The sequence below is a fragment of the Martelella mangrovi genome, from assembly GCF_040545495.1.
Classification (GTDB): domain Bacteria; phylum Pseudomonadota; class Alphaproteobacteria; order Rhizobiales; family Rhizobiaceae; genus Martelella; species Martelella mangrovi.
The window spans coordinates 197804-217166 of sequence record NZ_JBEPLY010000003.1; the positions used below are offsets into that span (position 1 = coordinate 197804).

At 59.5% G+C, this 19363-nt stretch carries 22 protein-coding genes and 2 tRNA genes; 15 read left to right on the plus strand and 9 right to left on the minus strand.

The features are described 5' to 3' along the window. Window positions 1-51 precede the first annotated feature (51 nt). A complete protein-coding gene (locus ABID12_RS05585; RefSeq protein WP_354433428.1) occupies window positions 52-933 on the minus strand; it encodes a TrmH family RNA methyltransferase in 882 nt (293 codons plus the stop codon). 228 nt (window positions 934-1161) lie between these two features. On the opposite strand from ABID12_RS05585, the gene ABID12_RS05590 reads away from it, so the two are divergent. The 3 genes from ABID12_RS05590 to ABID12_RS05600 all read left to right on the plus strand — a co-directional run bounded on the left by ABID12_RS05590 (window position 1162) and on the right by ABID12_RS05600 (window position 2704). After that, window positions 1162-1246 (plus strand) — tRNA-Tyr (locus ABID12_RS05590). Window positions 1247-1264: 18 nt separating this feature from the next. Continuing rightward, window positions 1265-1338 (plus strand) — tRNA-Gly (locus tag ABID12_RS05595). A 205-nt stretch (window positions 1339-1543) separates the two neighbouring features. Then, window positions 1544-2704 carry a diguanylate cyclase gene (locus ABID12_RS05600; RefSeq protein WP_354433429.1) on the plus strand — a complete coding sequence of 387 codons (1161 nt, stop codon included), beginning with the start codon at window positions 1544-1546 and terminating at the stop codon, window positions 2702-2704. 12 nt (window positions 2705-2716) lie between these two features. On the opposite strand, the gene ABID12_RS05605 is transcribed toward ABID12_RS05600, so the two are convergent. Then, window positions 2717-2935 carry a hypothetical protein gene (locus ABID12_RS05605; protein WP_354433430.1) on the minus strand — a complete coding sequence of 73 codons (219 nt, stop codon included), beginning with the start codon at window positions 2933-2935 and terminating at the stop codon, window positions 2717-2719. 29 nt (window positions 2936-2964) lie between these two features. On the opposite strand from ABID12_RS05605, the gene tuf reads away from it, so the two are divergent. Then, complete coding sequence (gene tuf, locus ABID12_RS05610) at window positions 2965-4140, plus strand: elongation factor Tu (protein WP_319517214.1); 1176 nt, start codon at window positions 2965-2967, stop codon at window positions 4138-4140. Window positions 4141-4290: 150 nt separating this feature from the next. On the opposite strand, the gene ABID12_RS05615 is transcribed toward tuf, so the two are convergent. Further along, complete coding sequence (locus ABID12_RS05615) at window positions 4291-4662, minus strand: HEPN domain-containing protein (protein WP_354433431.1); 372 nt, start codon at window positions 4660-4662, stop codon at window positions 4291-4293. Window positions 4663-4931: 269 nt separating this feature from the next. Next, window positions 4932-5855 carry an AEC family transporter gene (locus tag ABID12_RS05620; protein WP_354433432.1) on the minus strand — a complete coding sequence of 308 codons (924 nt, stop codon included), beginning with the start codon at window positions 5853-5855 and terminating at the stop codon, window positions 4932-4934. 109 nt (window positions 5856-5964) lie between these two features. Between ABID12_RS05620 and ABID12_RS05625 the strand changes: the two genes are divergently transcribed. Beyond that, window positions 5965-6138 (plus strand): hypothetical protein, encoded by a 174-nt coding sequence (locus ABID12_RS05625; protein WP_354433433.1) that lies wholly within the window; start codon window positions 5965-5967, stop codon window positions 6136-6138. 2 nt (window positions 6139-6140) lie between these two features. Here the strand turns inward: ABID12_RS05625 and ruvX are convergent, their stop codons facing one another. Continuing rightward, on the minus strand, window positions 6141-6614 hold the full coding sequence (gene ruvX / locus ABID12_RS05630; protein WP_354433434.1) for a Holliday junction resolvase RuvX: 474 nt from the start codon (window positions 6612-6614) through the stop codon (window positions 6141-6143). Window positions 6615-6720: 106 nt separating this feature from the next. On the opposite strand from ruvX, the gene ABID12_RS05635 reads away from it, so the two are divergent. The 5 genes from ABID12_RS05635 (at window position 6721) to ABID12_RS05655 (ending at window position 10947) form a co-directional block, all read left to right on the plus strand. Further along, entirely contained in the window at window positions 6721-7425 is a 705-nt protein-coding gene (locus ABID12_RS05635) for a metal-dependent hydrolase (RefSeq protein ID WP_354433435.1), read from the plus strand. 73 nt (window positions 7426-7498) lie between these two features. Beyond that, on the plus strand, window positions 7499-7786 hold the full coding sequence (gatC, locus tag ABID12_RS05640; RefSeq protein WP_319517209.1) for an Asp-tRNA(Asn)/Glu-tRNA(Gln) amidotransferase subunit GatC: 288 nt from the start codon (window positions 7499-7501) through the stop codon (window positions 7784-7786). Window positions 7787-7789: 3 nt separating this feature from the next. Then, complete coding sequence (locus tag ABID12_RS05645) at window positions 7790-8248, plus strand: GNAT family N-acetyltransferase (RefSeq protein WP_106305153.1); 459 nt, start codon at window positions 7790-7792, stop codon at window positions 8246-8248. A 20-nt stretch (window positions 8249-8268) separates the two neighbouring features. Continuing rightward, complete coding sequence (gatA, locus tag ABID12_RS05650) at window positions 8269-9750, plus strand: Asp-tRNA(Asn)/Glu-tRNA(Gln) amidotransferase subunit GatA (protein ID WP_319517208.1); 1482 nt, start codon at window positions 8269-8271, stop codon at window positions 9748-9750. A gap of 396 nt (window positions 9751-10146) precedes the next feature. Then, window positions 10147-10947 (plus strand): M23 family metallopeptidase, encoded by an 801-nt coding sequence (locus ABID12_RS05655; RefSeq protein ID WP_354433436.1) that lies wholly within the window; start codon window positions 10147-10149, stop codon window positions 10945-10947. A 5-nt stretch (window positions 10948-10952) separates the two neighbouring features. Here the strand turns inward: ABID12_RS05655 and ABID12_RS05660 are convergent, their stop codons facing one another. The 3 genes from ABID12_RS05660 to ABID12_RS05670 all read right to left on the minus strand — a co-directional run bounded on the left by ABID12_RS05660 (window position 10953) and on the right by ABID12_RS05670 (window position 13297). Next, window positions 10953-12263: a DNA polymerase IV gene (locus ABID12_RS05660; RefSeq protein ID WP_354433437.1), complete on the minus strand. Its 1311-nt coding sequence runs from the start codon at window positions 12261-12263 to the stop codon at window positions 10953-10955. Window positions 12264-12347: 84 nt separating this feature from the next. Then, window positions 12348-13001 (minus strand): hypothetical protein, encoded by a 654-nt coding sequence (locus ABID12_RS05665; RefSeq protein WP_354433438.1) that lies wholly within the window; start codon window positions 12999-13001, stop codon window positions 12348-12350. Continuing rightward, window positions 12998-13297, minus strand: coding sequence for a DUF3572 domain-containing protein (locus ABID12_RS05670; protein WP_106305141.1), 300 nt, complete (start codon window positions 13295-13297; stop codon window positions 12998-13000). Before ABID12_RS05670 ends, ABID12_RS05665 begins: the two co-directional genes overlap by 4 nt. Before the next feature lie 121 nt (window positions 13298-13418). Here ABID12_RS05670 and ABID12_RS05675 point away from each other — a divergent pair, with 121 nt between their 5' ends. Both ABID12_RS05675 and ABID12_RS05680 read left to right on the plus strand, forming a co-directional pair. Further along, entirely contained in the window at window positions 13419-13790 is a 372-nt protein-coding gene (locus tag ABID12_RS05675) for a response regulator (RefSeq protein WP_106305138.1), read from the plus strand. Window positions 13791-13800: 10 nt separating this feature from the next. Next, window positions 13801-15072, plus strand: coding sequence for a hypothetical protein (locus ABID12_RS05680; protein ID WP_354433439.1), 1272 nt, complete (start codon window positions 13801-13803; stop codon window positions 15070-15072). Window positions 15073-15524: 452 nt separating this feature from the next. On the opposite strand, the gene msrB is transcribed toward ABID12_RS05680, so the two are convergent. Then, the gene (msrB, locus tag ABID12_RS05685; RefSeq protein ID WP_106305132.1) at window positions 15525-15938 is read right to left on the minus strand and encodes a peptide-methionine (R)-S-oxide reductase MsrB; all 414 of its coding nucleotides are present in this window, start codon (window positions 15936-15938) and stop codon (window positions 15525-15527) included. Between the two features lie 257 nt (window positions 15939-16195). Here msrB and ABID12_RS05690 point away from each other — a divergent pair, with 257 nt between their 5' ends. The 3 genes from ABID12_RS05690 to ABID12_RS05700 are packed head-to-tail and all read left to right on the plus strand — an operon-like array spanning window position 16196 to window position 19349. Continuing rightward, window positions 16196-18556 (plus strand): putative monovalent cation/H+ antiporter subunit A, encoded by a 2361-nt coding sequence (locus ABID12_RS05690; protein WP_354433440.1) that lies wholly within the window; start codon window positions 16196-16198, stop codon window positions 18554-18556. Further along, window positions 18553-18972 (plus strand): Na(+)/H(+) antiporter subunit B, encoded by a 420-nt coding sequence (locus tag ABID12_RS05695; protein ID WP_354433441.1) that lies wholly within the window; start codon window positions 18553-18555, stop codon window positions 18970-18972. Before ABID12_RS05690 ends, ABID12_RS05695 begins: the two co-directional genes overlap by 4 nt. Beyond that, window positions 18972-19349, plus strand: a complete 378-nt coding sequence (locus ABID12_RS05700) for a Na+/H+ antiporter subunit C (protein WP_106305124.1) — start codon at window positions 18972-18974, stop codon at window positions 19347-19349. The genes ABID12_RS05695 and ABID12_RS05700 overlap by 1 nt, the downstream gene beginning before the upstream one ends. Window positions 19350-19363 lie beyond the last annotated feature (14 nt).

Here is a 19363-nt window from a genome sequence, read left to right on the forward strand (position 1 = left end):
GCTTCACATCGCTAAACGCCTGCCGTGCCGGTTTGTTGCCGGCCGGGATGTTCAGGCTCCGCCGGATTTTGCCAGAAACTGACGGGCGGCATAAAGCGAGATCGCCGAGGCATTGGAGACGTTGAGCGACTTGATCGGCCCCGGCATATCGAGACGGGCCAGCGCCGTCACGGTCTCGCGGGTTTTCTGGCGCAGCCCCTTGCCTTCGGCGCCAAGCACAAGGGCGATCCTGTTGCCGTTCATCGTTTCTTCCAGGGGGGCGGGGCCTTCCGAATCAAGACCGACCGATGTGAACCCCATGGCATGTAGTTCTTCCAGCGCCTTGGCGAGATTGGTGATCTGGATATAGGGAATATGTTCGAGCGCCCCGGAAGCGGATTTGGCCAAAACACCTGATTCGGCCGGGCTGTGGCGCATGGTGGTGATCACGGCGCCGGCGGAAAAGGCGACGGCGGAGCGCAGAATTGCCCCGACATTGTGCGGGTCGGTCACCTGATCGAGCACCAGAAGGAGCGGGCTGTCATGCAATGCATCCAGTTTGCGCACCGGCAGTGCCCGGGTTTTCAGCATCACGCCCTGATGAATGGCGTCTTCGCCCAGAATATCGTCGATTTCACGCGGACGCACGATATCGACGGCCAGGTGTTTCGGCAGTTCGAGGCCGTCCGTCAGCCGGGCGAGCGCATTCTGGGTCACCTTCAGGGAGAGCCGTTTGCGCTCCGGATTTTCGATTGCCGCGCGTACCGTATGCAGTCCGTACAGCAGCACCTCATCGTCGCTGACGGGCAGGGGGCCGGGCGCCTTTTTCGGGCCGCGCCTGCCGGTTTTTTCCGGTTGTCCCTCGCGGAAACGCCTGGCATCGCGGTGCGCGCGTCTCAGCTTGGCGTAGTGGGCGTCCCTGGGGGAGCCGTTCTGGTCATCTTTTTTGCTCATGCGCCCCTTATAAAGCCGCAGCCGGCCTCAAGCTAGGCCGTTGAAGCTGAAGAAAGCCGAAAGCTGTGTGTGTGGAAAGCGGCTGTGATTTTTCTGTCATTTTTTTCTGGCGTCCCGTGTTGACAGAGCGGGGCGAGGCGGTCATATACGCGGCGCAGATCGACATCGCCCAACGCAATCGCGAACGGCCAGACGATCTGAGGCATGACTGCCGTCCAGGCTGGTACTGGAGGAGTGCGTGAGTGGTTAAAACGGACGGACTGTAAATCCGTTGACTTAGTCTACGTTGGTTCGAATCCAACCTCCTCCACCACCGGCGTCTGACATTTGGGCGGGTATAGCTCAATGGTAGAGCAGCAGCCTTCCAAGCTGAATATGCGGGTTCGATTCCCGCTACCCGCTCCAGATTTTACCGTGATTGATTCTCTATCCGACGTGGTTGCAGGGATATTGTAAATTCCCGTGATGCCGCTATCATGCGCGTCTATTGACTGAATGCAAAACGGCGCTTTGGGGCATGGAGGCGCCGGTTTCCCGTCACGGGACGATAATCTGTATCAACGGGTAGGGGCGGGGGCACGCTTTTGGCGTCGGCAACAGTTACGTTATGATGATGCAAGCGCTCATAGTTCCGGGCGGGCTGCTGATTCTGGCCGGAAGTTTCATTGTTGCCTGGTTTACCGGCGTGCGCCGCCTGTATCTTATTCTTCTGGCCGGTTCCTATGGAATGCTGGCTGTTGGCTTTTGCGCCATGATGTTGCGGGGGCTTTTGCCCGATGCCTTCATCCTGCCGGTCGCCAACGGGCTTTTCATTGCCACGCAGATCGGTCTTGCGGAGGCCTTGCTGCAGCGCCGGGGTAAAAGTTTCGGCATCGCGGTCAACATGGCCGTTTTCCTGATCACATTCGCGATCTATTGCTACTTCCTGTTCTTCGGTTCGACATTCGAGCGCACTCTGGCGATCAATGTCGCGCTCTTCCTGATCATGTTCGTCACCATGCTGCGTTTCTGGATCCGCAGGGACGACACTATCCATGACAAGCTGATTTTCTGGACCATCGTTGCGCTTGGTCTGGCCCATTCCGTCCGGTCAATCGGTATTTTCTATTCCGTCGACATCGTCGATCCGAATTCGATTTTCTGGCAGTTCATGCAGGTCTACATCCTGTTGCTGGCGATGGTTCTGGCGCTGGAGGTGCTGGCTTCGCATTTTGTGGAATCGCTCGACCGGCTGAACACCCTGCGCGACCGCGACAAGCTGACCGGTGTGCTGAACCGCGAGGGCTTCGACCGGGCTGTCGGCGGCTTTTATACCGATCGTTCGGCAACCCTCGTCGCGATGACGCTGCTCGACCTCGACAATTTCAAGGTCACCAATGACACGCTGGGCCATCCCGCCGGAGACATGGTGCTGAGGGCCTTCGGGGAAATCCTGCGGCGCGAGACGCGCGCGACCGATGTGATCGGGCGCATCGGCGGCGACGAGTTTGCCATCTTTTCCGTCGGGCTTGACCGCCAGGGGGCCTGCGTGATGGCGGAACGTATCCGCAATCACCTGAGCCAGCGCTGGTTTTCGGATGCCGGGATGGATTTCGAGGCAACCTGCAGCATCGGCGTGGCGACCGCACGCTCGCAGGAGGGATATGAGGCGCTTTATCGCATGGCAGATAACGCACTTTACGGAGCAAAGCGGCTCGGTCGCAACCGGGTTGTGGCCGAGGGCGCGCCGTCCACTGTCGTGCGCGAGACATCGATTCTTGCCGGGTGCTGATGGTTGCCGGGCTCACGGCATGGGCCGCCGCCTGCCGCTGTCGGCTGCATCCAACGCGTTGACGCGGCGCTGTTTTTTCACAAAGCCGGCATTCACACGCGCAACCGGCCCGGTGAAACGTGTCGGCTTTCGGGCTCTGCTGTGGTCCTGCGTGTCGAAGTATTGAATTTGGTCTTGCTTATTGGCGGCGAAAGCCTTAAACGGCGGCACTAAACCGGTTCGCCGGGTCATCCGTGTTACCAGTTACAGGAAGCATTTTCATGGCAAAGGCAAAGTTTGAGCGGAGCAAACCGCACGTCAACATCGGCACGATTGGTCACGTTGACCACGGCAAGACGACACTGACGGCTGCGATCACGAAGTTCTTCGGTGACTTCCGTGCGTATGACCAGATTGACGCGGCGCCGGAAGAAAAGGCACGCGGCATCACCATCTCGACGGCACACGTCGAGTATGAGACGGAAAAGCGTCACTACGCGCACGTCGACTGCCCCGGCCACGCCGACTATGTGAAGAACATGATCACCGGTGCTGCCCAGATGGACGGCGCGATCCTGGTGTGCTCGGCTGCCGACGGCCCGATGCCGCAGACCCGCGAGCACATCCTGCTTGCCCGTCAGGTTGGCGTTCCGGCCATCGTTGTCTTCCTCAACAAGGTTGACCAGGTCGACGACGAAGAGCTTCTCGAGCTCGTTGAAATGGAAGTTCGTGAGCTGCTGGATAGCTACGAGTTCCCCGGCGACGAAATCCCGATCATCAAGGGTTCGGCTCTGGTTGCTCTGGAAGATGGCGACAAGGCTATCGGCGAAGATGCAATCCGCGCCCTGATGGCTGCTGTTGACGACTACGTCCCGACGCCCGAGCGTCCGGTTGACCAGCCGTTCCTGATGCCGATCGAAGACGTTTTCTCGATCTCCGGCCGTGGTACGGTTGTGACCGGTCGTGTTGAGCGCGGCATCATCAAGGTTGGCGAAGAAGTCGAGATCGTCGGCATCAAGGACACGCAGAAGACGACGGTTACCGGCGTTGAAATGTTCCGCAAGCTGCTCGACCAGGGCGAAGCCGGCGACAACATCGGCGCACTGATCCGTGGTGTTCAGCGCGACCAGGTTGAGCGCGGCCAGATTCTCTGCAAGCCCGGCTCGGTTACGCCGCACACGAAGTTCAAGGCAGAAGCCTACATCCTGACGAAGGATGAAGGTGGCCGTCACACGCCGTTCTTCACGAACTACCGTCCGCAGTTCTACTTCCGTACGACGGACGTGACCGGTGTTGTCACGCTGCCGGAAGGCACGGAAATGGTTATGCCGGGCGACAATGTCACGGTTGACGTCGAGCTGATCGTTCCGATCGCGATGGAAGAAAAGCTGCGTTTCGCTATCCGCGAAGGCGGCCGCACCGTCGGCGCCGGAATCGTGGCCGCTATCGTCGAGTAATCGACGCGCGACAAAGAGATTCAAAAGCCCCGTCGGAGCGATCCGGCGGGGCTTTTTTGTTAAGAGCAGATTTTGGTTTCTATATGCCCGAGTAGCTATCGTCCAATTTCGCTAAAAGCCTGGGCAGCACCCTGTCTATTATTATCTAAATCAAAATACGTAATTTTCAGGGTTTTGAGGCTCGAGGTCCCAAAAGTAATCAGATGCCTTTTCAAACAGGCTATTGAATTCGTTCCAGCCTAGCTGTGTAGGAACGAAGATATTTAGGCGACCGAGAGTTTCGCGACGCTGATGCTTTTCCTTCAGGGCTTTGTGTTTGTAGAATGGTTCATCTTTAGTGGGGGCGGCGTAGCGGCCAGACCAATAAAGAATTTCCGTCATCCAAGCCAGTCGGTGCAAATCATCTTGGTTGGGCTTCGGAAGTCCAGTTCGATGCCAAAGATCATAGACATCATGCGACATGGGCGGTTTAGCTTTTTTCTCGACGCACAGAATCGCCTTTAACACTAATTCGATGGCCAATGAGGCCTCCCTAAAAAAACTCTCTGACAGAGCGACTGAAGGACCGCCCGAATACCGGATTTCCGATGCACAAAGATCCATAAAATGCGTGTCCACCTTACTCAGTACGTAGGCGGAAAAATGGGCATTCTCAGCTTTGGCGTAAAAGTGAAACGGCGCACGCCTCTTTCGATCTAGCGGTGTCTCATGTGGAGGCTTGACCATTGGGCTATTCATTTCTCAAGGGCGAAGGTGCAAAACAGCTAGTCTAACACAGAAAATTTGCCGAGCTACCCGCCCACCAGCAGCAGCGCCAGCGGCAGCGTAAAGAACGACAGCACTGTCTGCACCGTGACGACGGCCGAATAAAGCCGTGCATCGCCGCCAAGCTGGCGGGCGAGGACATAGCCGTTCATGGCGGTGGGGACGCCGGCGCCGAGCACCATGATCGTCAGCGGCATGCCGGAAATACCGACAAATGAAGCAAGCGTATAGATCATCAGCGGAAACAGGCCGAGTTTCAGCAGCGATGGCAGCAGCACGATCGGCTTCGGTTTCAGCGCGTCGGACAGCACAAGCCCCGCGCCGACCAGCACGAGGCCCATGCCGAGCGCAGCGCGGGCCACGAGGTTCAGTGCATCATAGACCGGCTGGTAGACCGGCAGCGCCAACAGGTTGAAGGCAATGCCGACAAAGGCCGAGGCAATCAGCGGATTGGTGACGATCTTGCGGGTCATCATGCCGATATTGCGGTTTTCGGGCGAAAACCAGACAAGCACGAAGACATTGATGAAATTGAGTGGAATGATCGTGACCGTCATCATCAGCGAAATTACCGCCATGCCCTCAAGGCCGGCAAATTTGTCGGCAATGGCCAGCGCCACGAAGCCGTTCCATCGCGTCGCGGTCTGAAACACCGACGTGAAAGCGGACGTCTTGATGCCCGTCGGTTTCAACAAGGGCCAGAGCAAAATGGACAGCAGTGAAAGGATCAACACGCCCGAAAGCGTGACCCAGGCGATATCGCCGGCGGCAATGCTCGAAAAATCCGCGCGGGCCAGTGTGGTGAACAGCAGAGCGGGGAAAAGAACGTAATAACCGAGCTGGTTCAGGCCGGCCCAGAACGCCTGGTCGAAGATCGGCAGCCGCTTCAGGCCTGCGCCGAGTGCGACGGTCAGAAAGATCGGCAGAACGCTTTCGAAGATGATCAGCATACATGCATTCCGTGTTTTTATTGCCCGCCGGTTAACCGTCGGCAGGAAAGCCGCTTGCCAGCCGATACGATTTACTGTCAGAGAAGACAGGAGGAGGGGCGGAAAAGCAATGCTGGATCGGCGTACGCGGCAATTTCAGATCGGTGTGATGGGCGTTCTGCTGGCAGCGCTGCCGGTTGAGCTTGTCGTCAGCGGCGCCATTCTGCTTGCCTTCGTTTTCGTCGATTACCTGTTCGACCCCAGACGCATGCTGCGCGATCCGGCAACCGGATGCGAACAGTAGGTTCAGTTCCGCGAAAGCCCCGAAAGCCGGTCCAGAGCGCCTTGCAGGATGAAGGATGCTGCGGCCGAATCGATCCGTCCGGCGCGTTTTTGCCGCGACACATCCATTTCCAGCAGCGCCCGCTCGGCCGCAACCGTTGAAAGCCGCTCGTCCCAGAAGGTGAAGGGAAGGGGCGTGATCGCCTCCATATTGCGCACGAAGGCGCGCGTCGACTGGACGCGCGGCCCGGAAGAGCCATCCATGTTGACCGGCAGGCCGATCACGAAAGCGGCGACCTTTTCCTTTTCGGCAAAGGCCAGCAGCGCCTCTGCATCTTTCATGAACTTGACGCGTTTGAGCACCGGGCGCGGCGTGGCGAAACGGCGCGACAGGTCCGAAAGTGCAAGGCCGATGGTCTTGGTGCCGAGATCGATGCCGGCAATGGCGGCGTGCGGCGGCAGGTGTTCGGCAAGTTCCTCGATTGTCAGCACCGTCATCTGGCTTTTCCCATGCTTTTGCCGCTTACCGATGGAAAATGGCGTGCGAGCGCATTACGTTTCATGCAATCGTGATCAACTACCGCTTTGAAGGGAGAAATGCAAAATGAAGCTGACCTGGCTCGGACATTCCGCATTCCGGCTCGAGATCGCCGGTGCGACCATCCTGATCGACCCCTTCCTTTCCGGCAATCCCTCTTTCGAGGGGTTGGACAGACAAACCGTGACGGAAGGCGTTACCCACATTCTCCTCACACACGGTCACGGCGACCATCTGGGCGACACCATTCCGATTGCCAAGGAAACCGGCGCTACCGTTCTCGCCAATGCCGATCTTGCCGCATGGCTCGGGTCGAAGGGGATCGAGAACCTGCAGCCCGGCAACACCGGCGGAACGGTCGATTTCGGCACGTTTACCGTCACCTTTACCAATGCGCTTCATTCCTCCGCCTTCATCACCGAAGACGGCGTCTCGCATGCGCTCGGCAATCCGAACGGGCTGATGCTGCACATCGATGACGAACCGACGCTCTATCACATGGGCGATACCGACATTTTTGCCGATATGGCGCTGATCAACGAACTGCACACGCCGGCGATCGGTCTTGTGCCGATCGGCGACCGTTTCACCATGGGCGGTGCGGTCGCAGCCCTTGCCTGCCAGCGCTATTTCAATTTCGACACCGTGATCCCGATCCATTATGGTACATTTCCGATCATCGACCAGACCCCGGAGGCCTTTGTAACCGGCATGGGCGGCGGCCCGACGGAAGTGCTGACGCCGAAACCGGGCGAAACGGTCGAGATCTGATCAAATGCCCCGTTGCGAAGGGCGGCGACGCCCTTTATAGCGTGGGGTGAAATGTTGAAACCGGAGAACTTTCATGTCCGTAGACACCGCGACCGTCAAACGCGTTGCCAGGCTGGCCCGCATCGCCGTCGATGACGAATCGGCAGAGCGCATGACCGGCGAACTGAACGCCATTCTGGGCTTTGTCGAACAGCTGGGCGAGGTTGATGTAAGCGGTGTCGAACCCATGACCTCGGTCATGCCGATGGAGATGAAAAAGCGGTATGATACAGTGACGGACGGCGACAAGGCTGACGATATCGTTGCCAACGCGCCGGAAACCGAGCGGAATTTCTTTCTGGTGCCAAAAGTTGTGGAGTGAGGGATGGTACAGCCGAAAATCGATATCGAGAGCCCCCAGCAGGACGACCTGAAGGCGCTCTTCACCGAATTGAAGACATCGCTGACGCGCATGTCGTCTTCCGATATGATCGACTACCAGCTGACCGTCGATGTCAGCGCCGTGGGCGCGACGAGCTTCGTTGCCCGTGTGGATGGAAAGCCGGTCGCTACGGGCGCGCTGGTGCGCCACACCGGCAGCGTGGCCGAAGCCAAGCGTCTGTTCACCGAGCCGGCCTTCCGCAAGCATGGCATTGGCCGTGCGATATTGCGCCACATCAGTTCGCTGGCCAAGAGCGAAGGCTTCAAGGAACTCTACATCGTGACGGATGCCGAGTTGAAGGAATCGATCGCATTTTGCGAACATGCGGGCTTCGAACGCACTGAAACGTTTCTCAACCACAAACCGTCGAAGCAGTCCGTCTTCTTTCGCAAGGCGCTATAACAACACATAAAGTGAAGCAGATGACCGAACTGACCGCCCTGACCATCGCCGAGGCCCGTAACAAGCTTCAGGCGAAGGAGATCACCGCGACCGAACTGACGGCGTCCTATCTGAAGGCGATCGACGACTTTAACGGCACCTTCAATGCCTATGTCGCCGTCACCCACGAAAAGGCGCTGGCGATGGCAAAGGCCTCCGACCTGAAGCTGTCGCAAGGCTCCGGCGGTGCGCTTGAGGGGATTCCGCTCGGCATCAAGGATCTGTTCGGCACGCGCGATGTCCACACCCAGGCGGCTTCGCATATTCTGGACGGTTTCAAGCCGAAATATGAATCGACCGTCACCCAGAACCTCTGGGATGACGGCGCGGTCATGCTCGGCAAGCTGAACATGGACGAATTCGCCATGGGGTCCTCCAACGAGACCTCCTATTACGGTCCGGTGATCAACCCGTGGAAAGCCAATGGCTCCAATCGCGATCTGGTGCCGGGCGGTTCTTCCGGCGGTTCGGCGGCGGCCGTTGCGGCCAATCTGTGCGCCGGCGCCACGGCAACCGACACCGGCGGGTCGATCCGCCAGCCGGCAGCCTTCACCGGCACGGTTGGCATCAAGCCCACCTATGGTCGCTGCTCGCGCTGGGGCGTGGTCGCCTTTGCCTCCTCGCTCGATCAGGCGGGGCCGATTGCGCGCGATGTGCGCGATGCGGCGATCCTGCTGAAATCCATGGCCAGCGTCGACGACAAGGATACGACTTCGGTCGATCTGCCCGTGCCGGATTACGAGGCCGCCATAGGCCAGTCGGTCAAGGGCATGAAGATCGGCATTCCGAAGGAATACCGCGTCGAGGGCATGCCGGAGGATATCGAAAAGCTCTGGAGCCAGGGCATTGCCTGGCTGAAGGATGCCGGCGCGGAAATCGTCGATATTTCGCTGCCACATACCAAATACGCGCTGCCCGCCTATTACATCGTGGCGCCGGCGGAGGCGTCTTCCAACCTTGCCCGCTATGACGGCGTGAAATACGGCCTGCGCGTGCCCGGCAAGGATATTGCCGAGATGTATGAAAACACCCGCGCTGAAGGTTTTGGCAACGAGGTGCAGCGCCGCATCATGATCGGCACCTATGTGCTGTCTGCCGGCTATTACGATGCCTATTACCTGAAGGCCCAGAAGGTGCGCACGCTGATCAAGCGGGACTTCGAAAACGTGTTTGCGCAGGGGGTCGACACGATCCTCACGCCGGCAACACCGTCGGCGGCCTTTGGCGTTGCCGATCAGGACCTCGCCAACGATCCGGTGAAGATGTATCTGAACGATATCTTCACGGTGACGGTGAACATGGCCGGGCTTCCGGGCATTTCGGTTCCCGCCGGGCTCGATGCAAACGGTCTGCCGCTCGGCCTGCAACTGATCGGCAAGCCGTTCGACGAGGAAACCCTGTTCCGCACCGCTGCGGTAATGGAACAGGCGGCCGGTCGCTTCACGCCTGAAAAATGGTGGTGAGCCAGCAAGGGCCGGGCTTTCGCTCCGGCCCCAGACTGCTGACAAAACCTTGTTGCAGACACTCGGAGCTCTCCTAACCTCTGTCCGTCACCCCGGACTTGATCCGGGGTCCAGGGCGGTGGAACTCCTTATATGCAAAGGGTTTAGCTTTGATAGTCTTCTATATTTGGCCCTGGATGCCGGCTCAAGGCCGGCATGACGGAAGTGCCGGTGGGTACCTTTGTCAATAAACTGGGGCCGGGCTTTCGCTCCGACCTTTTTTACCAATCCTGAGACTTGGCATTTGCAGTGAAGGCCGGATTAGCGCCTGCGCTGCAAAAACGCCCAGTTCCGGTGCCAATTCCGTCACACTATCCACGTTCAAGCGCGCCGTTCAATTGATTTGAAAGGCTGAACGTGAAAACGCTTATTGTGACGTGTCTGGCGGCCTGTGTCGCGCTGTCGGGCTGCACTTCCATGCTTGCGGCAAACAGTGAAGATGCCGCGATCGACCACTTCGTCAGCCCGCCCGAGGGCGAAACGGCCAAGGCCTCCGGTCCCGATGACCGGATGAAGCTGTCCTATGCTTCGGAAGAGACGCCCAACCTGGCATCCCGCGCTTTCGACATGGTCGTGAAGCTTGGTAACAACAAGGTCGATGTTTACCGGTATCGCGATCCCGAAACCGGCCGCAGCGCCTATTTCGATGCCAAGGGCTATCGGCTCGGGCAGTATCTTCTGCGCAACCCCGTGCCCGACGGCCGGCGCACCTCCGGCTTCGGCAACAGACGCCATCCCGTGCTCGGTTATTCGCGCATGCATGCCGGTGTCGACTGGGCCGCGCCCGTCGGCACGCCGATCTATGCCGCGGCTGACGGCGTGGTGAAATTTGTAGGCAAACATGGCGGCGACGGGCAGATGACCGTCATCGATCACGGTCATGGCTATGAGAGCGCCTACAGCCACCAAAGCCGGTTTGCCGACGGCATCAAGGTCGGTACGCGGGTTCATCAGGGTCAGGTGATCGGCTATGTCGGCAAGAGCGGTCTGGTGACCGGCCCGCACCTGCACTATGCGGTGTCCGTCAACGGGCGCAAGGTCAATCCTATGCAGGTCCATTTCATCCGCGAAGGGCGACTTTCCGGCACGGCGCTGGCGAAATTTGAAAAGGCGGTCGCCGCCGACAGCAAAAAGGCGAATGCCGGGGCAGGCGTCTGAGGGGATCAGGCCTCACCGTCGGTCTTGCCTGCCTTTCGTTTTTTCTCGTCGGGGCGGAATGTGTAGCCGGTCTCGACGGCGGAAAGGCCGTATTTTTCGCGCAGCGCGTCCATCGCCGTTTCGGCTGCCGCGCGGCGGGCCGCCTTCGGGTCGACGAGGTCGGGCGGGTCGGCAATGGCCGGGTCACAGAGTTCGCCAATGCCAATGCCGATCAGGCGGAATCTGGTGCCATCGGCCTCGTTTTGAAGCAGTGACAGCCCGGTCGCGAAGATCCGGTCGGCAAGCTGGGTCGGGGCTTCCAGGTGGCGGCTACGGGTGCGGGTCTTGAAGTCGGCGGTCTTCAGCTTCAGCGTCACCGTATGCCCGGCATGGCCCGCCGCCTTGGCGCGGCGCGCGGTCTTTTCGCTCAGGCGCCTGAGATGCCTGGCAAGCGTTTCGAAATCGCTGATATCGGTGAAGAAGGTGGTTTCGTTGGAAACGCTCTTGGCAGCCCGTTCCGGCGTCACGCTGCGCGTGTCCTCGCCGCGTGCCAGATGATAGAGGCGCTGGCCGATCGTGCCGTAGCGGCGCAGCAGTTCGTTCTTCTCCATCTGCTGGAACTGGCCGATCGTGGTCAGGCCGTCGCGCTTCAGCGTTTCGGTGAAAGCCTTGCCCACGCCCCAGATCATGCCCACGGGCTTGTCGGCCAGAAACGACATGGCCTCTTTTTCACCGATGACGGAAAAGCCGCGCGGTTTCCGGAAATCCGAGGCGATCTTGGCGAGGAGCTTGCAATAGGAAAGCCCGATGGAAATCGTGATGCCGAGTTCGTTTTCGACGCGGATGGCAAAGCGGGCAAGCGTTTCGGCGGGCGTTGCCTTGTGCAGGCGCTCGGTGCCGGATAGGTCGAGGAAGGCTTCATCGATCGAAAGCGGTTCCACGAGCGGTGTCAGGTCATGCATCATCTGCCGCAACTGACGGCCGACGGCTGAGTATTTTTCCATGTTCGGGGGGATGACGACGGCTTCGGGGCAGGCTTCCAGCGCCTTGAACATCGGCATCGCCGATTTCACGCCGCGGATGCGGGCAATATAGCAGGCCGTGGAGACAACGCCGCGCTTGCCGCCGCCAATGATCACCGGCTTGTCGGCGAGCGAAGGATCGTCACGTTTTTCGATTGAGGCATAAAACGCGTCGCAGTCGATATGGGCGACCGAAAGCGTGAAAAGCTCTTCATGGCGCAACAGGCGCGGGCTGCCGCAGCGCGCGCAGCGTCGTGCGCTGCCCGAGGCCGGAGCGATGCAGTCGCGGCACAATCCGTTTGCCTGAGAAGTCATCTGGGCCATGGCGATCGGAACAAAGGTTGAACATGCTGAAATTAGTGCCGCCGGACGGAGAGGGCAAGCACGGATTGCATGCTATCAACCGTTGTCTGCAACATGACGGCGGATAATCGCCGCGGCATGGTCCCAGCCCGTTGCGACCACGGAGGGCGGCATGGTTTTCGGCGCCAGCGCACGGTAATCGTCGTTGATCAACAGGTTGATCGTCAGCGCGTCCGGCAGGCATTCGCTCACCGAGCGGCAATTATACAGCATGTCGTCCACGAAGATCAGTTGCGGCGGATGGGTCTTGCAGAGTGTCCGCAGGACTTCGCCCTTGGGTTTTTCCGAGGCAATCAGCGGGAATGCGAATCCGAATCGGGAAAGCAGTCGCCGGCGCTTTTCCAGATGGGTGGGCGGCATTGCCGTCAAAAGCAGGACATCGGCAATGTCTGTCAGGTCTTCGAGTGTTTCGCGTGCTGCGGCAAACGGCTTCTGCCAGTCCTCCTGCTGGTCGTAGAAGGCGGAAAGCAGCGATGCGACCCTGGCATTTTCCACCCGTCGCCCGTCGGCAAGCGAAATCACATTGCCGTTGAGGCTGAAGGTCTCCAGGTTGAGTGCATGGCCGTTGGCTCTCAGGAAAGCCTTGAAGGGTGCGACGAACTGCAGCACCACTTCATCCACATCGACGACGAGGAGCGGCCGCGCCCCGATCTCGAGGTCTTCGCCGGTTTCGACTGCAAGGCAGGTCATGGTTCGAAGCCATTGCCGTATTCGAGCTTCTGCCAGGCGCGCGACACCGTTTCAGGCGCGATGTCGTTGTCATTGCAGAAGGCCATCAGGGTTGGCTCGTGCCCGGCGATGAAGCCGATCATGGCCCGTTCGAAGCCCGGATCTTCGGTGAGCGCGCGCAATTGTCCGACTTCGACGCCCGACAGCGCACAAAACCGGTTCAGCATGTCGGGATTGCCGGAAAGCCAGACCAGAATAGCGATGGCGAGTTCGTTGTCCGGCGCTGTATTTTCCGATTCTTTTTGAAATTGTTTCAAGCGGATTTCCGTTTCTTAACCAAATCGCCCTAAACTCGGCTTTTGATGCGCTGATAGTGGCACCAGGGCGATTCTAACGCCTTGCCGGCGCGTTGCAAGCCGGTGCAAGGGGATAGCGCGAATGGCCAAGCAGGTTCTGATCGTCGAAGACAATGATTTGAATATGAAGCTTTTTCGTGATCTCGTTGAAGCGCAGGGCTATGAAGTGGTGGAAAGCCGGACCGGGGCGGATGCGTATGAACTTGCCCGTATCTTCAGGCCCGGTCTTATACTGATGGATATTCAATTGCCGGAACAGTCAGGTCTCGAAATCGCCCGGGCGCTGAAAGCAGACAGTGAACTTGCAAAAATCCCCGTCGTTGCGGTCACGGCGTTTGCCATGCGTGGCGATGAGCAGCGCATCCGCGAGGCAGGCTGCGACGCATATCTCTCGAAACCGGTTTCCGTGCCGAATTTCATCAAGACCGTGAAGGCCTATCTGGGTGATGCCTGAGGGGGCGAATTTGAATACCGCAACGCATGAAAGCATTGTCCTGATCGGCGGCGAGGGGGCTGTTGCCCAGACGCTGTCGGCAATGCTGAGCGGCTGGTCCGTGGGGTTCTTCCAGGCCGATTTCTCCGACAGCGACACAACGATGGCCGCCGTCGATGCCGCAAGCCTGATTCTGGTTGCCGTCGACGACGATGCGCCGGGCCCGGCACTGGCCTGCTGCGGCATTTTGAAAGAGAGTGATTCGGGGGTCAGCGCGCCCGTTGCCATCGTGACGCCGGAGCGGGCGGATGCGACCCTGCGGCTTGCGGCCTTGCGCGCCGGCGCCGATGATGTGATCGGTCTTGAGCATAACCTTGCCACCGCCGCCGCCAGGATTTCGGCGCTCTTGCGTTTCCATGCACTGCAGGGGGAGGCGGGGGCATTCGAGCACGCCTTTTCAGCGCCGCGCGCGGCAGCCGTGCCGGATGAAACCGTGCGGGTTCTGGTTGTCGCCGAAGACGCTTCGATGCGTCAGGACCTGCTGAAAAGCATGCTGTCGCTGACGACGACCGTGGCGACCGGCGATCTGCGCGAAGCGCTCTATCTTGCGTCCAGCCAGCATTTCGACCTCGTGCTGGTGCATGGCGGGGCCGTACTTTCCGATGCGTTGCGGATCTGCGGACAATTGCGCTGCGTGCCCGGCATGCGGTTCGTGCCGCTGTTTGCGCTGTGCGAGCCCGGCGCGCTGCCCGATATTTCGGGAGAGGCGGCGCGCAGTGCGGATGATTGCATGACATGGCCGGGCGAAACCGGGGAACTGGTGTTGCGGGCGCTGCTGCATCTGCGCCGCAAGCGCTATGTGGAAGCGCTGGGCGCAGTGGTCAGCGATTATTCCGAGGCGCCCGAAACGACCGAAAGCGATACCGGACTGCTGGCCCCGGAACGTTTTGCAACGACCCTGAACGCGCTGAAACGTGAGGCCTCTTCGGTTGGAGAACCGCTCTATATGGGCGTTGTCAGGGTGCCGGAAGACCCCGCAGGCACACGCGCCGACGCGGTGGCCGCGCTGATCCGCTATCACCTGAGCGGTCGTGATGCCGCCAGTCGGGTGGAAGACGGGCTGTTTGCCATTCTCTATCCCGATCGTCACCGCGATGACGCTGAACAGGCCATCGCAACGCTGCGCCAGAGGCTTGATGCCAACCTGGCCGCATTGACGGGGGAGGGCGCCCGCGATGCGCTTCAGCCTGCAGCCGATATGGCGGAGCTTGCCATTCGCACCGCGCTGACGGAAGTAAACTGAATTCGGGGCAAGGATCGGCAAGTCGCATTGCCGTCTATTCTTGTTGCCGGCAGGGGCGCGGAAGACGCTTTTACAGGCTGAAATGAGCGGCGATATCGGGGCTGAAGCCGGCTTGGACGGTTTTGGTCTGGCGGCAAGGAAAGCCAGTAAATGCTTGTCCGTTAACCATAAAATGGACAGAATTTCGGTTGATAAGCAGAAATCGGTTGATTAATATTTGGGAGTGTTCAAGGTTGCTAACGCAGCCTTTGACGGTTGCCCCATGATGCTCAGGTCCGCCGCATCTCCTGAAATCGTGGGGTCGGTCGGCTGATCGTTGCCGGAGTTCCTCGTGCCCCGACCGTTCAGCCGACCGCTCTTCCCTTTCGCGTTTCTGCCGTCAGTTGCAGCGTATCCGTCCGGCGCCGGCGCCACGGACCCTGATGATCCGCGCCGGCGCCGTTTTTTTCATGTTATACTTCATCCACGACGAAGTGCATGGCGTGTCCGTTCATGCAGTAGCGCAGGCCTGTGGGCGGCGGGCCGTCGGGGAAGACATGGCCGAGATGGCCGCCGCAGTTTGCGCAGCGGATTTCGGTGCGCACCATGCCGTGGCTGTCGTCACGCAGTTCGGTGACCACGCCGGGTTCGACCGGCTCGAAGAAACTCGGCCAGCCGCAGCCGGCATCGAACTTGGTGTCGGAGCGAAACAGCGCCGTTTCGCACCCCGCGCAAAAATAGGTTCCCGATTCGAAACTGTTCCAGAAGGGGCCGGTAAACGGCCGCTCTGTACCGTGCTCGCGCAAGATATGGTACTGTTCGGGCGTCAGTTCATCGCGCCATTGTGAATCTGTCAGCGTTTTTTTCTGTTTATTGCTCTGGGTCAATGTCGCACTCCGCTTTCTTTTGCCGTTTAATGGAATTGCCTGCAGTTCAAGTTGGGTTGCGACATGAAGAAAAGCAATGGTTTGTCGCGCCGGACGATGCCAAAGTGTTGAATTGTGCGAAACGTCATTTCGAAGGTGTGAAAAGCGTCGGCAACCCTTGAGCCGGTGCTTTTCTTGCCGTAACACGTATCTTTGATGCGCCTTTCGTCCGGCCTGTACGGCGTCGGCGTTGTGTATTGTTAGTTTTTGGGGATGCCATGACCGCCAGTGAAACGGCTCTTGTATTTTTGGCCTTGTGCTTGCCTTTTCTGGGCGCGGTCTTTTCTCCGATACTCTACCGGATATTCCATTCGAATGCGCCGTGGCTTCTGGCACTTGTGCCGTTGTTTTCGCTGGTGCAGTTCATTCGCCTCATTCCGCAGGTTGCCGATGGTGCGGTGCTGACCGGTGGTTATGACTGGATACCGAGCCTGGGCTTGCGCTTTTCCTTCCTGCTTGACGGCCTTTCCCTGACATTCGCGATCCTGATTACCGGTATCGGCACCATGATCGTGCTGTATTCCGGCGGCTACATGAAAGGGCATCCGCAGCAGGCGCGGTTTGTGTCCTTCATGTTCATGTTCATGGGCGCGATGCTGGGCGTGGTGGTGTCGGACGGGCTGCTGATGCTGTTCGTCTTCTGGGAGCTGACCTCGATCACCTCGTTCCTGCTGATCGGCTTCGACAACGAGAAGGAAGCCTCGCGCCGCGCGGCACTGCAGGCGCTGGTGGTGACCGGCGGCGGCGGGCTGTTGCTTTTGGCGGGTGTGCTGCTGATCCAGCATATCACCGGGGTCGCTTCGCTTTCCGAACTGTTGCAGTCCGGCAATGTGCTGCGCGAAAGTCCGCTTTATCTTGCAGCCTTCATTCTGGTGCTGGGCGGGGCCTTTACCAAATCCGCGCAGTTTCCGTTTCATTTCTGGCTTCCCAACGCCATGGAAGCGCCGACGCCGGTTTCGGCCTATCTGCATTCGGCCACCATGGTGAAGGCCGGGGTTTACCTGCTGATGCGGCTCAACCCGGTCATGGGCGATACCGTTGCATGGACGACTGTGCTGCCGGTTTTCGGTGCCGCGACCCTGATCGTCGGCACGCTGCTGGCGATCCGCCAGACCGATCTGAAACTGATGCTGGCCTATACCACCGTCTCCTCGCTCGGTCTGATGGTGATGATGACCGGTATGGATATTCCCCATGCCGCCGAGGGCGCGGTGCTCTATCTGATTGCCCATTCGCTGTTCAAGGGCGGGCTGTTCATGGTGGCCGGCCTGATCGACCACGAGACCGGAACGCGCGACCTGACAAAACTCGGCGGGCTGGCAAAGGTCATGCCGATCACGTTTGCGGCGGGTCTTGCCGGCGCGATCTCCATGGGCGGGCTGCCGCCCTTCGTCGGTTTCCTTGCCAAGGAAGGGATTTACGAGGCGCTTGCCGCCGGCAGCCTGTTTGCCACGATCATTCTGCTGATTGCGATTTTCGGCAATGCGCTGATGTTTGCCATCGGCTTCGGCGTCGGGCTGAAACCGTTCATCGGCGCCAAGACCGAAACACCGAAACATGCGCATGAGGGGCCGGTGCTGATGTGGCTCGGTCCCGTCGCGCTCGGGGCGACGGCGTTGCTTGCCGCCTTGTTCTCGCATTATTTCAACACCCATATTTCCGGTCCGATGGCAAGCGCGGTTGCCGGCGAGGCGGTGGAGATCCACCTGTCGCTGATCCCGCATATCGGGGTGCCGCTGGCGCTTTCCGTGCTCACCGTGGCGCTGGCGCTCGTCGTCTACTGGCAACTTGCCAGAGGACGTGCGGCAATGGCCGGTCTTCTTGCCCGGCTCGGCCCCGGTCCCGATTCCTGGTTCGACAGTTTCATGCGCGGCATTGTCCGTTTTTCGTTCCGGGTTACCCAGACCATTCAGCCCGGCCGCCTCGAATTCTACATCACGGCGACATTCTGCGTGATTGCGGCCGTTCTTCTGGTGTCGCTCGTTTCCTTCGGCGAACTGCCGCAATGGCCGGGCTTTCCCGACAGTTTCCGTCTCGGGCACTGGGTTATTCTGGGCCTTGCCGTCGTCGGGCTTGCGGCGGTGATCACCGCGCATAACCGCCTGACGGCAATCGTGACGCTGGGCATTCAGGGGTTCTGCGTGGCAGTTCTGTTCCTGCTGCTCGGAGCGCCGGATCTGTCGTTTACCCAGTTCATGGTCGAAACGCTTTCCGTCGTCATCCTCACCCTGGTCATGACGCGGCTGAACCTTGTGCCGTCCGACCATCGTGCGATTGGCCAGAAGCTTTTCGACGGTTCCATTGCCGTTCTGTGCGGCCTCGGTTTCGCGCTGCTGTTGATGCGCGCCACCCAGGTGCCGTTCGATGACGCGCTGACGGTCTTCTTCAACACCTATTCGAAAGCCATTGCCCACGGGCACAACGTCGTCAATGTCATCATTGTCGACTTCCGCGGAACGGATACGCTGGGAGAAATCGCCGTGGTCATGATCACGGGTCTGGCCATTCTGGCGCTGATCCGCCTGCGTGCGGCAAAACCGAAGGCAACGCCCGCGGCAAAAGAGGAGCAGGCACAATGAACACGCTGATCTTCCGGACGGCTGCGCCGTTTCTCTCGGCCCTGATGATGCTGTTTTCGATCTTCGTGCTGTTGCGTGGACATAACGCGCCCGGCGGTGGGTTCATCGGCGGGCTGATCGCGGCCTCGGCGATTGCGATCTTCGGGATTGCCTCGGGGGTTTCGGCGGTGCGCCGCGCGATCTTCTTCCATCCGATGTCGATTGCCGGTGCGGGCCTGCTGCTGTCGTCGCTTTCCGGTTTCATCTCGATCTTTGCCCATGTGCCGTTCATGACAGCGCACTGGATCTATCCGGTGATCTTCGGCGTCGAGGTGCCGATCTCCACCGTCACGACCTTTGATATCGGGGTTTATCTGGTCGTCTTCGGCTCGATCTCCTCCATCTTTCTGGCGCTTGAAGAAAAGGACCATGTCTGATGGAATTCGTGCTGTCCTGCCTTGTCGGCCTGTTCTTTACCGCGGCGATCTACCTGATGCTGTCGCGCCACAGCGTGCGCATCATGCTTGGCATCGCCATTCTCGGCAACGCCGTCAATCTTCTGATCTTCACCGCAGGCCGGATTACCGGCTTCGTGCCGCCGATCATCCCCGAGACCCTGGAAACGCTGCCCGCCGGCACGGCCAACCCATTGCCGCAGGCGCTGATCCTGACGGCGATCGTGATTTCGTTTTCGTTCTTCGCCTTCCTTCTGGTTTTGACCTACCGCGCGTATCAGGATCTCGACACCGATGATACCGACGATATGCGGGCCGCGGAGCCCAAGGATCAGCCCATGCCGCCGCTTGGCTACTGAACAAGGATAAAAAG

Excerpts from the sequence above, each read along its gene's own strand:
- ABID12_RS05585 (WP_354433428.1), bottom strand. The coding sequence starts at position 933 with ATGAGCAAAAAAGATGACCAGAACGGCTCCCCCAGGGACGCCCACTAC.
- ABID12_RS05600 (WP_354433429.1), top strand. The coding sequence starts at position 1,544 with ATGATGCAAGCGCTCATAGTTCCGGGCGGGCTGCTGATTCTGGCCGGA.
- ABID12_RS05605 (WP_354433430.1), bottom strand. The coding sequence starts at position 2,935 with ATGACCCGGCGAACCGGTTTAGTGCCGCCGTTTAAGGCTTTCGCCGCC.
- tuf (WP_319517214.1), top strand. The coding sequence starts at position 2,965 with ATGGCAAAGGCAAAGTTTGAGCGGAGCAAACCGCACGTCAACATCGGC.
- ABID12_RS05620 (WP_354433432.1), bottom strand. The coding sequence starts at position 5,855 with ATGCTGATCATCTTCGAAAGCGTTCTGCCGATCTTTCTGACCGTCGCA.
- ABID12_RS05625 (WP_354433433.1), top strand. The coding sequence starts at position 5,965 with ATGCTGGATCGGCGTACGCGGCAATTTCAGATCGGTGTGATGGGCGTT.
- ruvX (WP_354433434.1), bottom strand. The coding sequence starts at position 6,614 with ATGACGGTGCTGACAATCGAGGAACTTGCCGAACACCTGCCGCCGCAC.
- ABID12_RS05635 (WP_354433435.1), top strand. The coding sequence starts at position 6,721 with ATGAAGCTGACCTGGCTCGGACATTCCGCATTCCGGCTCGAGATCGCC.
- gatC (WP_319517209.1), top strand. The coding sequence starts at position 7,499 with ATGTCCGTAGACACCGCGACCGTCAAACGCGTTGCCAGGCTGGCCCGC.
- ABID12_RS05645 (WP_106305153.1), top strand. The coding sequence starts at position 7,790 with ATGGTACAGCCGAAAATCGATATCGAGAGCCCCCAGCAGGACGACCTG.
- gatA (WP_319517208.1), top strand. The coding sequence starts at position 8,269 with ATGACCGAACTGACCGCCCTGACCATCGCCGAGGCCCGTAACAAGCTT.
- ABID12_RS05660 (WP_354433437.1), bottom strand. The coding sequence starts at position 12,263 with ATGACTTCTCAGGCAAACGGATTGTGCCGCGACTGCATCGCTCCGGCC.
- ABID12_RS05665 (WP_354433438.1), bottom strand. The coding sequence starts at position 13,001 with ATGACCTGCCTTGCAGTCGAAACCGGCGAAGACCTCGAGATCGGGGCG.
- ABID12_RS05675 (WP_106305138.1), top strand. The coding sequence starts at position 13,419 with ATGGCCAAGCAGGTTCTGATCGTCGAAGACAATGATTTGAATATGAAG.
- ABID12_RS05690 (WP_354433440.1), top strand. The coding sequence starts at position 16,196 with ATGACCGCCAGTGAAACGGCTCTTGTATTTTTGGCCTTGTGCTTGCCT.
- ABID12_RS05695 (WP_354433441.1), top strand. The coding sequence starts at position 18,553 with ATGAACACGCTGATCTTCCGGACGGCTGCGCCGTTTCTCTCGGCCCTG.
- ABID12_RS05700 (WP_106305124.1), top strand. The coding sequence starts at position 18,972 with ATGGAATTCGTGCTGTCCTGCCTTGTCGGCCTGTTCTTTACCGCGGCG.